12 protein-coding genes, 1 tRNA gene and 1 pseudogene are annotated in these 13,329 nt (G+C 37.4%); 4 read left to right on the forward strand and 10 right to left on the reverse strand.

The genetic code is table 11. From position 1 onward, the window contains the following. Positions 1 to 52: 52 nt before the first annotated feature. Both EPJ89_RS06505 and EPJ89_RS06510 read left to right on the forward strand, forming a co-directional pair. Positions 53 to 126, forward strand: a tRNA-Gly gene (locus tag EPJ89_RS06505). A gap of 112 nt (positions 127 to 238) precedes the next feature. Then, entirely contained in the window at positions 239 to 937 is a 699-nt protein-coding gene (locus tag EPJ89_RS06510) for a hypothetical protein (protein WP_200549266.1), read from the forward strand. A gap of 93 nt (positions 938 to 1,030) precedes the next feature. Here EPJ89_RS06510 and EPJ89_RS06515 read toward each other — a convergent pair whose 3' ends face one another. The 8 genes from EPJ89_RS06515 to EPJ89_RS06550 all read right to left on the reverse strand — a co-directional run bounded on the left by EPJ89_RS06515 (position 1,031) and on the right by EPJ89_RS06550 (position 10,347). Next, positions 1,031 to 3,037, reverse strand: a complete 2,007-nt coding sequence (locus EPJ89_RS06515) for an ABC transporter permease (protein ID WP_200549268.1) — start codon at positions 3,035 to 3,037, stop codon at positions 1,031 to 1,033. 84 nt (positions 3,038 to 3,121) lie between these two features. Then, positions 3,122 to 3,520 carry a GyrI-like domain-containing protein gene (locus EPJ89_RS06520; protein ID WP_125164255.1) on the reverse strand — a complete coding sequence of 133 codons (399 nt, stop codon included), beginning with the start codon at positions 3,518 to 3,520 and terminating at the stop codon, positions 3,122 to 3,124. Positions 3,521 to 3,583: 63 nt separating this feature from the next. Next, on the reverse strand, positions 3,584 to 5,530 hold the full coding sequence (locus EPJ89_RS06525; protein ID WP_200549270.1) for an FtsX-like permease family protein: 1,947 nt from the start codon (positions 5,528 to 5,530) through the stop codon (positions 3,584 to 3,586). An 11-nt stretch (positions 5,531 to 5,541) separates the two neighbouring features. After that, positions 5,542 to 5,715 carry a translation initiation factor IF-2 gene (locus EPJ89_RS06530; RefSeq protein WP_161637314.1) on the reverse strand — a complete coding sequence of 58 codons (174 nt, stop codon included), beginning with the start codon at positions 5,713 to 5,715 and terminating at the stop codon, positions 5,542 to 5,544. 113 nt (positions 5,716 to 5,828) lie between these two features. After that, the gene (locus tag EPJ89_RS06535; protein ID WP_200549272.1) at positions 5,829 to 7,790 is read right to left on the reverse strand and encodes an ABC transporter permease; all 1,962 of its coding nucleotides are present in this window, start codon (positions 7,788 to 7,790) and stop codon (positions 5,829 to 5,831) included. Then, positions 7,780 to 8,547, reverse strand: coding sequence for an ABC transporter ATP-binding protein (locus EPJ89_RS06540; RefSeq protein WP_161637312.1), 768 nt, complete (start codon positions 8,545 to 8,547; stop codon positions 7,780 to 7,782). Before EPJ89_RS06540 ends, EPJ89_RS06535 begins: the two co-directional genes overlap by 11 nt. Before the next feature lie 131 nt (positions 8,548 to 8,678). Beyond that, positions 8,679 to 9,683: a sensor histidine kinase gene (locus EPJ89_RS06545; protein ID WP_161637311.1), complete on the reverse strand. Its 1,005-nt coding sequence runs from the start codon at positions 9,681 to 9,683 to the stop codon at positions 8,679 to 8,681. Continuing rightward, a complete protein-coding gene (locus EPJ89_RS06550; RefSeq protein ID WP_125164250.1) occupies positions 9,673 to 10,347 on the reverse strand; it encodes a response regulator transcription factor in 675 nt (224 codons plus the stop codon). Before EPJ89_RS06550 ends, EPJ89_RS06545 begins: the two co-directional genes overlap by 11 nt. Before the next feature lie 103 nt (positions 10,348 to 10,450). Between EPJ89_RS06550 and EPJ89_RS06555 the strand changes: the two genes are divergently transcribed. After that, positions 10,451 to 11,242 (forward strand): CorA family divalent cation transporter, encoded by a 792-nt coding sequence (locus EPJ89_RS06555; protein WP_200542724.1) that lies wholly within the window; start codon positions 10,451 to 10,453, stop codon positions 11,240 to 11,242. On the opposite strand, the gene EPJ89_RS06560 is transcribed toward EPJ89_RS06555, so the two are convergent. After that, complete coding sequence (locus EPJ89_RS06560) at positions 11,239 to 11,826, reverse strand: LexA family protein (protein ID WP_200549278.1); 588 nt, start codon at positions 11,824 to 11,826, stop codon at positions 11,239 to 11,241. The two genes, EPJ89_RS06555 and EPJ89_RS06560, sit on opposite strands and share 4 nt — an antisense overlap. Positions 11,827 to 11,950: 124 nt before the next feature. Between EPJ89_RS06560 and dinB the strand changes: the two genes are divergently transcribed. Further along, positions 11,951 to 13,171, forward strand: coding sequence for a DNA polymerase IV (gene dinB, locus EPJ89_RS06565; protein ID WP_200549274.1), 1,221 nt, complete (start codon positions 11,951 to 11,953; stop codon positions 13,169 to 13,171). A gap of 38 nt (positions 13,172 to 13,209) precedes the next feature. Here the strand turns inward: dinB and EPJ89_RS06570 are convergent. Continuing rightward, positions 13,210 to 13,329 (reverse strand): annotated as a pseudogene (locus EPJ89_RS06570) (IS30 family transposase); the annotation flags it as partial.

Below are 13,329 nucleotides of genomic sequence, written 5' to 3' on the forward strand. Positions count from 1 at the left end.
CTGCCTGTCACGCAGGAGATCGCGGGTTCGATTCCCGTCTGGACCGCCATTTGCAGGTGTAGTTCAATGGTAGAACACGACCTTGCCAAGGTTGAGGCGGGGGTTCAATTCCCCTCACCTGCTCCAAACAGTTAATCCAACTCTATAAGTTTACTTATAGAGTTTTTTTTATGATTTTAAATTCTATGATTGGTTTTCGTTCATTATACGTTATAATGCTTTTAAAGGAGGTTTGTGTATGCCTACATCAATCTATTTTATGAATATCATGGACAGCTATCAAATCGTTGTCGCAATAATCAGTCTGTCTGGTGTTTTACTGAGTTCTCTTTTTGGATACATTAGTTCATATCTCGGTAGAAAACAATCTGCAGATACCGAACTCAAAAAAATCAAAGAGAACCATCAGAAGCAAATTGATCAAGAGAAAAAACTTGAGAAGGACACAAAACTTCGTATTGTCTTACAAGAACTCACCGAGGGTTACTATGCGCTAAACTATGACCAATCAATTCCTGGCACTTACTTTAATACAAACGAAGGCCAAGAAGTATTTAATCGTGTTATGTCATTTATCACCGCCTATGGAAATGAACAATCTGTACAAACAACCATTTACCTTCAAAAAGCGATTTTTGGGAGTAACTTATTAAGTAACTACTATCAAAGATTGTCCGAATATGTTGAAAACGACCTAACCTATACCATTGATTGGATTCGTTATGAAACGAATGCACTCACATCAATCTTAATTGCTCAGCTACGATATGACATCAGTCATGAATTATTGAATCCAAAAGATCTCATGATGGTGAAGTATAATAACGACAATCCAATTCTTAGAGATTTTTTTGAATCAGGCGTTGACCTCTTTATCGAAATGCTTGAACTGAAACACTTTGATGCCTACACCGAAAATCATCAAGCATTGAAATAGAAATAAAAAACATACTCCACCATGGATGTAAATCTCTTTTCCGTACTAGGAATTAGGGATTCACTTCAAATGAGTATGTTTTTTATTTGTTTTTTATTTGCGTTTTACTTTAATAATACGTTTGCTGTTGAAATAAGTGATCACAAAATAGATCAAGTAGAACATAAAGACAATAACCACTGTTGACACACTGAGTACATTTGATGTGTATCCTAAATTTATAAGGTTTAAATTTCGCTCAACTGCAATCAAACCGACTACCGTATGAATCAATGCAACCCCTAGTGGGATGAAAAAGTATAAGGCCGTCTGTTTCAACAATGCTCGATTAATCATGCCATGTGATGCCCCGATCTTACGCAGGGTTTCATACCGCCCTTGATTATCGCTAGCCTCCGATAACTGTTGTAACGCCAAAATAACGAGACTAACAATAAGAAGCACCATCCCCACATACAGGCCAATTGCAGCAATAATAATTTCAGTTCCCATGCCTGTAAGCCCCGAGTTATATCTTGTAAGTACATCGGTATCATAATAATTTGTGAGATCTTGGGTTTGTCCTTCTTGAACATGTTCTAGAATACGTTCAATATCTCCTTCAGTTGAATGTAGTGCATTGCCACTTACTACAGTTTTTATAAAAACATCGGGCCAGGTGGCCTTTATCGAATTGACATCATCTTCATGAGCTACAAGGATTGGATAGCCATTTGACTGATTCGAAAAAATTACAAAATTTGCCTCGTCATAAGGTTGTAGGAAATAGTCAACAGAACCTAAGGTTAAGGGTTTTCGATAATCAAGGACATCAACCAAACGCGCACGCATTGTAATGAGATTGTTGTAATCCGGTTGAAAATAGATTTGATTCTTCGAAAGCGTCAACAACGGTTTATTTTGGATGGTTCGAACTTTATTGTAATCACTTAGCGTCATGAGAGCCAAAGGTTCATTAACGGGTTTTTCCTCACCAATATCATCATAAATATTGAATACCTCCGTATCAAAAGATTCCGATCGATAGAGGTTGATTTGAAAACCCGAACTAAAATATTCATTAAGATTTAAATCGTTATAGTAATTTTTCACAGTTCCCACGTCATCATACATAAACGTAAATGAGGCATCATAAGGAATGGTTTCAACCGCAAAATTAGAAATGCGTTTATTAAGGTTTAGCCCCGTCGCTAAAATAGTAATACCAAACAATAAGGTAATGGATACCACGGCCATGACACGATATGTCGAACGAATTTTATTTGAAACTTGTCGAACGACAAATAAATTAAGGTTGCGATAGTATCGTGAGCGGTTTATATGTACAAAATATTCCACAAATTCTGCCATAGATTTAAATAAAAGGATTGTCGCAAAGATTCCAATCCCAACAATAATCGGCATAAAGAAGATAAGTTGCCCTGCTTTAAGAACCCATAAGTAATCAAAAATCAAAATCGCAATCGCCCCAATAAGTTGAAATACCGTCCACCAAACCGAAACATTTCGCAACATCTCTTGTGTTCTATGAGCATTAAACAATTCATTTAACGTAATCTTCCGCAGTTTCCGTTGATTAAGAAACATAATCAATACAAAGATTCCACTAAAACAATAAATCGTTCGCTGTGCCCCCTGTGTTGAAAAGATAAATTGATAGTGAATCGGAACCGCTAGGATTGTCCCCATCAACACACTCGTAATTTGCGTTAAGATATAGCCTGAGAACAGGCCTACTGCAAGTGCAGCCAATCCAATTAAAAATGTTTCTGCCATCAAAATCAATGACATTTTAAAACGTGACATCCCCAAAAGCATGTACAATCCAAACTCTTGTTTTCGTCTACCAATGATGAAATTATTTGCATAGACGATAAGGAAAGCAAAGATTACGACGACTATAAAAGATATCACATTGAGGGCTTCTGATACCAGTTCAAACGTTCGTCCCATTTGATTTGTAAGTTCCAAAATTCCCGCTTGATCTTGAAAGGATCCAAAAATATAGAAAAGTGCTACAGAAAAAGCCAGTGTCACAAAATACACGGTATAGTCTTTATAGCTTTTTCGAACGTTTTTAAATGCCATTTTTATGACCATAGTTAGAACTCCTTAGTTGTATTTTATCATATTTCAATAAACGACCACCTTACATTCTCGTAATAAAAAAGAATAACATAAATGTTATTCTACTGCGATAAAGATATCGATACGTCCATCTTCATAGTATTTTTCAAAATCAATGGTATACGCACGTTTTAACTTATCCGATGCCTCCAACGACCAGATCAATTTCCATGTATTTAAAACACCAAATTCATCGGTTACATCAACAGGAAACACTTGATAATCATTGCGTTCGTCCACGACCAACAATTCGCTTGTTTGTTCAAACTCAGTTGCAAGGCCCAGAGAATACAATCCCTTATAGTCTGTCTTGTAGTCCGTATAGACTGCATATTTCGCCGCATCGTAATGTGGCAATGATGTATTGAATCGCTCCCACATTGAAGCAAGCTTTTGTTCAAACTCCGGGTCATCAAAACTATTCGTCCGAATATCTTCTCTTATAAATAAATTCATGGAACGCTCCTTTTACACTACAACTATAATACAACATTCTATAAAAAAAACTAGATGAAATCTCTAGTTTCCTTTACTTATTGACTTACTGCCTAAATAGGTTGCAATAAAGTATACAAAATAAATACCAATAACCCCAACACACGTTAAAAGGGTTGGCATAAAACTGGTTGCCTTAAGGCCTGCAAGATCTAAGTTTATATTAACCGCAGATATCCCAACCCATGCATGAACACCAGCCAGCAAGAGTGGTATGAAGAAATACAAGGCAACTTGCTTGAAAATGGCGTGATGCATCATGCCTTCATCCGTTCCCAATTTCTCAAGTACACGATAGCGTACCTGATTATCACTTGCTTCAGAAAGTTGCTGTAGAGCAAGAATGACACCACTACTGATTAAGAAAACAACGCCCAAATAAAGTCCCATAAAAGTAAAAATCAGCTCAATTCCCAATAGCATTTCAAACAGTTGTTCTGAACTAACACTTATAATATCATTGGGATCATATCCCAATTCGTCAAGTTTGTGTTCAATAGATGTTTGGAGTAAACTGCTTTTGTCTGTATTCACATTGTAGATTGTTGTCATCGTTACGGATTTCGTTTGAGATGCAAGTGTATCATGAAGTGTTTCCGTATTCATGAGTAAGACGACATCATTAAAATCACCATTTCTAATGCTTATCGCCTCATCATCACGATCATCAACAACATTATAATCTCCCTTACCCAAGATCACTTTAGCATCCGCTTTTAAGGTTTGATTGTGATGTTTAAGACCATAAGGGTATACACTGTTCGGACTTAAATCTATGGTTGGCTGATTGTGTATGACGCGGATCATATTATAATCCTCAATATCCGCAAGATAGACTCGTGGTTGTTGTTGGCTTTTGGCGTGCATCACAACACTATCGAGTACATCCGCATCATAATCAGTGTTGTAGAGATTCATTGATGCAAAGCCTTCGATGTTCTGGTCCGCAATAAAGGTTTCAATTTCAAGATCACGTTCGATCGATAAGTACGGCACCATTAAGGTGTAATCAAAAGGTGTATTGCGTTTAATTTGTTCATCCATAACTGAATTTAGGTTAAACCCCGTTGATAATGTTGCGATACCAAATAAGAGTAGAAGACTTACAACCGCCATCATCTTGTAAGTCGTATTGACCTTTGAGGCAACTTGGCGAAATACAAAGACATTGAGATTTTTATAATAGAGGCGTTGATTGATCTTCATAAACTTAAGCATAAAGCCGGAAAGTGCTTTAAAAATAACAAACGTAGCAAATGATCCCAAGGCAATAATCAAAGGCATAAAAACCACAAGATGTAAGGGTACAAGTGCCCATTTATAAGCAAGAATCAGTAAAATGACACCTACCATAAATTGTAAAACAGCACGTTTGTTTTCAGCAGTTTCATTGACGCGATGTGCATGAAAGAGTTCAATAAGCTTATGTTTCCGAATGACATTACCGTTGAAGATAAGGACAATGATAAAAATAACGGAAAAGCTTAGGATTGTTTTAAGTGTTGCTTTGATTGAGAAAATAAAATGGTATGTGATGTTCGCTTTAAGGAGTTGAGCACTTAAAATTGCGGTTGCCTGAGATCCGAGATAGCCAAGAACTAACCCGGTCCCTAAGGACATCACACCAATATAGAGGGTTTCATATGTTAGGATTCGCGCAATGTTTCGTTTTGGCATCCCCAGTAATGTGTAAAGGCCCAACTCTTTTTGACGACGTCGAATTAAGAATTGATTCGCATAGAGAATTAAAAATGCGAACACAACAGAAATAATGGCTGACATAACATTCATGGTTGTTACAAGTGCTTGCACAGCTTGACCTTGCCCTGCCGTCATTTTTAAAATGGCTGACTGCTGTTCAAAGGATCCGAAGATATAGAAAAGGGCTACCGAAAAGGTCAATGTGATAAAATATACAGAATAATCTTTATAGCTTTTCTTAACATTTCTATAGGCTATTTTAAAATACATAATTGCCTCCCTTATAATGTAATGATCGTCGTGATCACAAAACTGGATAGCGCTTGCCCGATTGCTTGTTCTTCAGCACTCATTTCCGCAAGGCAAGGTTTGGGTTTTGTTAGTTCTGAGTTACGTCCTTGTAGATTTTTGCGTGTTTGATCATTTCTAAATAGTTTTTTAATTTGTGTTTTCATAATGTTTCTCCTTGTTATCTATAGTATAGATTTTATGCAAGAAGCAAACCATCGAATCTCCTTACACTTAACTTACAACAATGTCATATTAAAAAACACACCCTTAGGTGTGTTTAAGCTTCCAGTGTAATGGCCTTACTTGAGAAATACGTAATGATGAAATAGATCAAATACATACTAATGATTGCACTGGTTGTAAGAATTGCAGGCACCATGGTGTCCGGTGCAAGACCCGCTAAATTTAAGTTCACATTCATTGCTTTGATACCAACATAAGCATGGATTAACGCAATGAGAAGTGGTAAAAAGAAATAAATCGTTATCTGTTTTAGAATTGAACGTTTAAGCATATGCTCATCGGCACCCAATTTTGTGAGAACACGGTAACGTGATTGATTATCACTGGCTTCCGAAAGCTGTTGAAGCGCCAATACAACCACGCTGCTTAACAAGAACACCAATCCAAGATAAATACCCACATAGGTAAATAAGAGTTCGGTTCCACTCATTGACGCTGTCACATCTTCGGAACTAAGAATATTATGATACAAGCCAAGAGACTGTCCCTCAAAATTGTTTTCAAGTTTTTCTACGACTTCTTTTTGTGAACCATGAACATCAAGATTGGATATGAATGTATTTTGATTCCATGCGTCATTTGAAATCATTTCTGCTTTTAATGTTGATAGATGAACATCATTAACCACAAAGAGTGATCCGTGAATCATAGATCCATTCGCAATCCTTACCGGTTTCACATCATGATTTGCTTGAAGCACAAACGCTTGTCCTAAAATTGGAATCGCATCCAGTTTCTCCAAATCACTGCCCTGTAACCCTGCGGTTGGTGCTTTTTGGAAGTAAACTTCATCTTCATCAAGGTGAATGGGTTCATACCCTTCATGCGTTCGTAAACCATTGAAATCAGTCTCTGTCATAAATAAAATGCGTTGACCTTGATAAAGTTCCTGTTCCATCCCCATATCCTTCGCTTCAATGCCCAGATCATAAAGGGATGCGGTTGTTTGATGTTCAAAGCCTTTGACTTCATCAATAAGACGCGCGTAATCCTTCCCTTCTGAACCGGAAACCACAACACTAACATCATAACCGGTTGCTTTTTCCAGTTCGTTGCCAAGTACATAATTTAAATTAAATGCAGTAGCAAGGGCTCCTATCGCAATCAACAACATCAAAGTAATCACAGACATCATTTTATACGTTGTACTGATTTTTGCGCTCACTTGACGAAAGACAAAACTATTTAAACCCTTGTAATAACGTTTTTGGTTTAATTGCATAAATTTAAGCATAAATCCAGAAAACGATAGGAAGAGCATAAAAGTTCCCAATGCCCCTGTAACCAACACAAGGGGAAGCAAACGAATCAGTTCCATTGGTTTCAATGCCAGTTTATAGGCATACCCAATAAGGACACATGCAAGAATAAAAATAACAACACTCATCCATGTCTTACGTACTTTAAGTGTTTCATTTTGACGTTTTGAACGCAATAAATCAATTAATTTATATTTATTAAGAATCACACCATTAAAAATCATGACTACTGTAAAAATAATCATAAAGCACACAATTGTTTTCACAGTCGCAACCATTGAAAATACAAAATGATAATGTGTTGCTACACTTAGAACCTTTGCACTCAATAGTGTCATAACTTGAGATAAAGCAAGACCTAAAAGCAATCCAGATCCTAATGAAAAGACCCCAATATAGAGTGTTTCGTAAATTAAAATTCGAGATATGTAGCGTTTCGGCATCCCCAATAACGTATAAACGCCCAGTTCTTTATGGCGACGCTTAATTAAAAAATGATTTGCATAGAGAATTAAAAATGCAAAGACAACGGCGACAATATAGGACATCGCATTCATAATACGTGTCAACGCCTCAACCATTGAACCTTGTGATGAACTTAAATCCATAATTGATGCTTGTGCACCAAATGAAGAAAAAACATAAAATAGAGAGACCGAGAACGTCAAGGTGATAAAGTAGATAAAGAAATCTCGATAGCTCTTCTTAACATTACGAAGTGCGAGTTTAGAGTACATTTGCGGAATCGCCTCCAAGTAACGTTACAACATCAATAATTTTATCAAAGAATTCTTTGCGACTATCATTACCACGTACCAACTCATTAAAGATTTTCCCATCTTTTATGAAGAGGATGCGTTGCGCATAACTTGCACTGAATGCATCATGGGTTACCATCATAATGGTCGCTTGTTCTTGTTCATTCAGTTCTTGAAGTTTCTCCAGCAACATACGGCTTGATTTTGAATCTAAAGCACCCGTAGGCTCATCCGCTAAAATAAGACTTGGATTTGTAATTAATGCACGCGCTGAGGCGACACGTTGTTGCTGTCCCCCTGACATTTGATACGGAAATTTTTGAAGTACTTCTTCAATATCTAAAAGACGCGCCACGCTTTGAATGCGTTGATCAATTTCTTTATGATTAATGTTTTGAATGGTGAGCGCTAAAGCAATGTTTTCATAAGCAGTGAGGGTATCCAGTAAGTTAAAATCTTGGAAAATAAATCCAAGTTGCTCTCGACGAAAACGTTGTAAATGCTCTTTCTTAAGTTTTGTAATATTTTGACCGTTCACCCCAATGGCTCCACTGGTTACCGAGTCAATGGTTGAAATGCAGTTAAGAAGGGTTGTTTTCCCAGAACCCGATGGTCCCATAATTCCTACAAATTCCCCTTTTTCAATTGTGAATGAGACACCATCAAGTGCCTTGGTAATATTTCCTTTTTTACCATAGTATTTTTCAATATTGTTTACATCTAGTATTGTTGTCATAACCAACCTCCTACATTGAGTTTAAAGAATTCTTGATGATTCTACCATTCATTATCATTACAGTTATATGACATTATTGTCACTTACTTTTATTATAGTGTATTTGAAATAAAAAAACCTCGTTCACGAGGTTACTTAAACATCATTTTTGATTTTGGAAACACGAAATTAACACAGGTTCCTTCGTGACTCTCAATAGTTACATCTAAGTTCAACTTATTACTTAGCATTTTCACAAGATACAATCCCATTCCTGTCGCTTGTTTGTTTTGGCGTCCGCGCGCTCCGGTAAACCCACGTTCAAACACCCGTTCTAAGTCTTGCGTTGGGATTCCCGGTCCATTATCACAGATTTGAAGGGTAATGGCATGTTCTTGAATGGTCGTCGATACGAAAATATGACCGCACCCTTCATCCACATACTTTAACGCATTGGATAGGACTTGTTTAATCATAAATTCAACCCATTTCGAATCGCTGTATACATGTTCTTCTGTCACCTGGATCTCGATTTGAATTTTACGCTGAATAAAGATGGGTGCAAGTTCTTTAACGACATTACGGATGTGTGTATTGAGATTAAGGGGCTGAATCATATAATCTTTTTCAAGTGAGCTTGACCGTGCATAAAAAAGAACTTGTTCCAGGTAATCTTCAACATGGTTCATTTCACGGATTATGAGATCCATTTCTGAATTGGAATTATTTGAAGCAATCAGCTTTGCCCCTGCTAAAGGTGTTTTCACTTCGTGAATCCATAACTCAATGTATTCTTTGTAATCTTCTTGACGCCGTTTATACTCATTCACTCGGTCTGCCATGGATTTGCTTAGATCTTCTACAACCTCAACCCAAAGCCTTGCATCCAAAAACTCCCCATCAGGGATCATTTCCGTAATCAAGTACTTTTGATCCAACCCTTCTAAATTCATCAGCAGTTCATCATAAAATCGCTTTCTACGGGAAAATTCAACCCCTAAAACCACAAGCAACACCAGTGCGAAGAGAAACATGATAATCCACACAATTTCATGCTGAATCCCCACAGCCAAAAGGAAGAATGAAACAACACCTTCTAAAATTCCAACGAGGATCATAAGATACGCTTTATCCATCAAAAAATCTCTAGTTTTCATGAATTGTATATCCCATACCACGTTTTGTCTCTATAAAATCCACAATTCCAATTTCTTCAAGTTTCTTACGCAAACGATTAATATTTACAGTCAATGTATTATCATCCACAAACCAATCCGTATTCCACAAGTATTGCATCAAATCTTGTCGTGAAACAATACTGCCTTTATTTGCAATAAGGAATGATAGAATGCGTAATTCATTTTTGGTAAGTTCTTGCTCTTGATTTTGATAACGCACCATTCCGCGCGGTATGTCTAACTCAACCCCTCTTAAAACAGTTACTGGGGTATCATTTTTTTCATAAGCACGTCGTAAAACGGATTGCAATCGCGCTAACAAAATTTGTAAATTATACGGTTTGGTAATAAAATCATCAGCCCCTAAATTCATGGACATCAGTTCATCCATGGTGCTGTTTCGACTGGTAACAACAATAAGCGGAACTTCACTTATTTTGCGAATTTCTTTCGCAAGATAATGTCCCTCAACTTCAGGAAGAGATAAATCCAGAAGTACACAATCCACATCTTCCTGCTTAAACGTATCCAAAACATTCGTAAAATCAGTAATGAGTGTGGTCTCATAGCCGTTCTTTTTTAAGAAACTACTGAGTTCATTACGAATTGTATCGTTATCTTCAATAATCATGATTTTATACATATGCGTCCTCCAATTAAATCTATTATACACTAAAGCAGTTTAAGGTTTTCTTAATTTCGTATTCTTCTCACGTGTTATAATACCTATACAAGGAGGATTCACGATGAATCTTATAATCTATCAAGATGCTCACATGCTTCAATTACCCGAATATATCCGTCAATCGTTATCCGATAAAGCGGAACTGGCTCATATCCGTCTTCTAAGTGGCAATTTCTATATCATTCTTAATTATCCAAGCTCACCAGAAAACATTCAACCCATTTGTATCGAACAAATGGGTACCGTTTATAATCTTTATTGTCATGAATCGATTTCTTTAACCGAAGACATTCAGCACGCTACCCTCACTGACCTTCTTTTACATACGCTTAAAAACTATGAAATGATGGTTCAAATCATCAACGCACAGCTTTCGGAGTATGAAGAAACCATGGAAAATTTGGTTACAAAAGCAAACATTAAAGCCCTCTTTAGTTTAAGTCGAAAGTTAATTCGTTATCAAACAGCTATTAATGCCATTGGTGATGTCGCGAATTATATTATGAAAGAAAAACCACATCCCCTCTGGCAATCTGAACGATCTTCGGAATATACAAACATTCGTATCGAGGTGAATCAATTAGTTCAAAATATCGAAATGTATCAACAAATCATCAATTCGATTGTTGATGTGTCCGAATCGCTTTTTTCAAATCGATTGAATAAAATAATGCAGACCCTCACATCGATTACACTCGTATTGTCAGTCCCAACTTTTATTACCAGTTTTTACGGCATGAACATCGATCTCCCCTTCCAAGACCACCCTCATGCGCTCCTAATTGTATTTATGATTAGTTTTTTCTTAACCCTTGGGGTTGTCGTTTATTTACATAAGAAGGATTACTTCTAGAAATCAACACGCACATTTAGGACTTTCCCAATTACTTCAACCGGCAACATCATGACTTCTTCTGGGTTATAATAACGCGTTGGATAGTCCGGGTTTGTAGCCTCTAATATCATCAAATTATCTTTTAAAATAACACGTTTAACGGTCGCTTCATCGCCCTGTATTAACACAACGGCGATATCCCCCGATACAATTTCTCGTGTTTTTTTAACGTAAATAAGATCCCCGTCATAAATGCGTGATCCCGTCATGGAATCACCCACAACTCTCAAAAAATAATCGCCTTGATCATATTCACGTTTTGAAACTTCCTCATACCCGATTATATCTTGGTGCGCTAACAAATCGTACCCTGCCCTAACTACACCTAAAACCGGCTTAAAAAAATGATAATCTAAATAATCGGGAACGTTTATTTTAAATAAATGCGACAACCGTTCCTGCTTTTCTAATGAAATCTTTTTAATAACTCCCGTTTCCCAGCGTGAAACCGTCGACCGGCTCACACCCACCGCATCACCAACTTCTTCTAATGAGAGATTGTGGCGCGCTCTAAATATCGTAATCAGTTCTTGTAATGTCATGAAATCACCTCTTTTTTCTATTATACCCATTATGCAACCTCCATACAACAAAACTCCCAATGTTGCGTATTTCTATTGAATTACGCAACACAATACCCTATACTGAGATTATTGAGGTGACTTTATGAAGCAACGTTACATTCTTCATTGCGATATTGACTATTGCTTTGCGCAAATTGAAATACTAAAAAATCCATCCTTGGCGAATGTCCCCATGTGTGTTGGTGGCGATGAGTCCAAACGACATGGCATCGTCTTAGCACGTAATCCGTTGGCGAAAGCTAAGGGCGTTAAAACGGCAGAGACACTTAAAGATGCGCGACGCAAATGTCCAGGTCTCGTGATTGTTCCACCTTCCTATGAAGATTATCTTATGATAAGCAATCAGGTCAAAGACATCTATCGAACCTATACCGATAAAGTGGAATCTTTTGGGATTGATGAGGCATGGGTCGATATCTCCGATTCTATTCTATTATTTGGAAAGCCGGGAGATATCGCAACGGAAATCCAAAAGCGCATCAAAGCAGAAGTCGGCTTGACGGTGTCAATTGGAATGAGTTTTAATAAAATCTTTGCAAAGCTTGGTTCAGATTTCCAAAAACCCAATGGGCTAACCATCCTCATGGAGTCCCATATGAAGCAAATGATTTGGCCACTCCCTGTTCAAGAACTTCTATATGTTGGTCCCAGCACTCAAAAAAGTCTTAATCAGATTGGCATTCGAACCATTGGTGATCTGGCTTGTGCAAATGAGAACACTTTGCATACGCATCTTGGGAAGATGGGAAGCTTACTCAAAGCCTTTGCGAATGGTGAGGATTCATCAGAAGTTAACCCCTACAGTGATCCCGCCAAATCAATCGGTAATGGCATGACCACACCTCAAGATCTTGTGACCATTGACGAGGTCAAACGGGTATTGTTGGTCTTGGCTGAATCGGTTTCAAGTCGGTGTCGTAAAATTGAAAAGAAAGGCAGTGTCCTTCGCATCAGTATTCGTGATCACAAACTTGAAACCCTATCCAGACAAAAAAAGCTGAATCAACCCATCAATACGGTACAACAAATTGTTAATGAATCCCTCTTTTTAGTTGAGAAATATTGGGACCAAAACAAACCACTTCGCAGCATCACCATCACATTAAGTGACCTCGTCTCTACCTGCCAACCCATTCAGCTTTCACTTTTTGATGAACCCATAACCGAGCTTGATGAAACCCTCGACACGATACGAGAACGATTTGGCCACCATTCCATCAAACGTGCCAGCGTCCTTCTCCAAAAAGATCTTGACCAACGCAATCCCCAAAATAATGCATCCAGCTTTGGCCATAATCAATAAAAAAAACACTTCCTTCCAAGGAAGTGTTTTCTCTTTTATCAAATCTCAACCGCACCACTTTTACTTTTATTAAAGTCTATCTCATAGGCCGTTTTGAAGTCAAATATTTTTCGCGGCATTGAGTTAATTTTGAAGCAAATATCATCAAGATATTGTTG

Source organism: Erysipelothrix sp. strain 2 (EsS2-6-Brazil) (assembly GCF_016617625.1).
GTDB lineage: Bacteria > Bacillota_I > Bacilli_A > Erysipelotrichales > Erysipelotrichaceae > Erysipelothrix > Erysipelothrix piscisicarius.

Excerpts from the sequence above, each read along its gene's own strand:
- dinB (WP_200549274.1), top strand. The coding sequence starts at position 11,951 with ATGAAGCAACGTTACATTCTTCATTGCGATATTGACTATTGCTTTGCG.
- EPJ89_RS06510 (WP_200549266.1), top strand. The coding sequence starts at position 239 with ATGCCTACATCAATCTATTTTATGAATATCATGGACAGCTATCAAATC.
- EPJ89_RS06550 (WP_125164250.1), bottom strand. The coding sequence starts at position 10,347 with ATGTATAAAATCATGATTATTGAAGATAACGATACAATTCGTAATGAA.
- EPJ89_RS06525 (WP_200549270.1), bottom strand. The coding sequence starts at position 5,530 with ATGTATTTTAAAATAGCCTATAGAAATGTTAAGAAAAGCTATAAAGAT.
- EPJ89_RS06530 (WP_161637314.1), bottom strand. The coding sequence starts at position 5,715 with ATGAAAACACAAATTAAAAAACTATTTAGAAATGATCAAACACGCAAA.
- EPJ89_RS06535 (WP_200549272.1), bottom strand. The coding sequence starts at position 7,790 with ATGTACTCTAAACTCGCACTTCGTAATGTTAAGAAGAGCTATCGAGAT.
- EPJ89_RS06545 (WP_161637311.1), bottom strand. The coding sequence starts at position 9,683 with ATGAAAACTAGAGATTTTTTGATGGATAAAGCGTATCTTATGATCCTC.
- EPJ89_RS06560 (WP_200549278.1), bottom strand. The coding sequence starts at position 11,826 with ATGACATTACAAGAACTGATTACGATATTTAGAGCGCGCCACAATCTC.
- EPJ89_RS06540 (WP_161637312.1), bottom strand. The coding sequence starts at position 8,547 with ATGACAACAATACTAGATGTAAACAATATTGAAAAATACTATGGTAAA.
- EPJ89_RS06520 (WP_125164255.1), bottom strand. The coding sequence starts at position 3,520 with ATGAATTTATTTATAAGAGAAGATATTCGGACGAATAGTTTTGATGAC.
- EPJ89_RS06555 (WP_200542724.1), top strand. The coding sequence starts at position 10,451 with ATGAATCTTATAATCTATCAAGATGCTCACATGCTTCAATTACCCGAA.
- EPJ89_RS06515 (WP_200549268.1), bottom strand. The coding sequence starts at position 3,037 with ATGGTCATAAAAATGGCATTTAAAAACGTTCGAAAAAGCTATAAAGAC.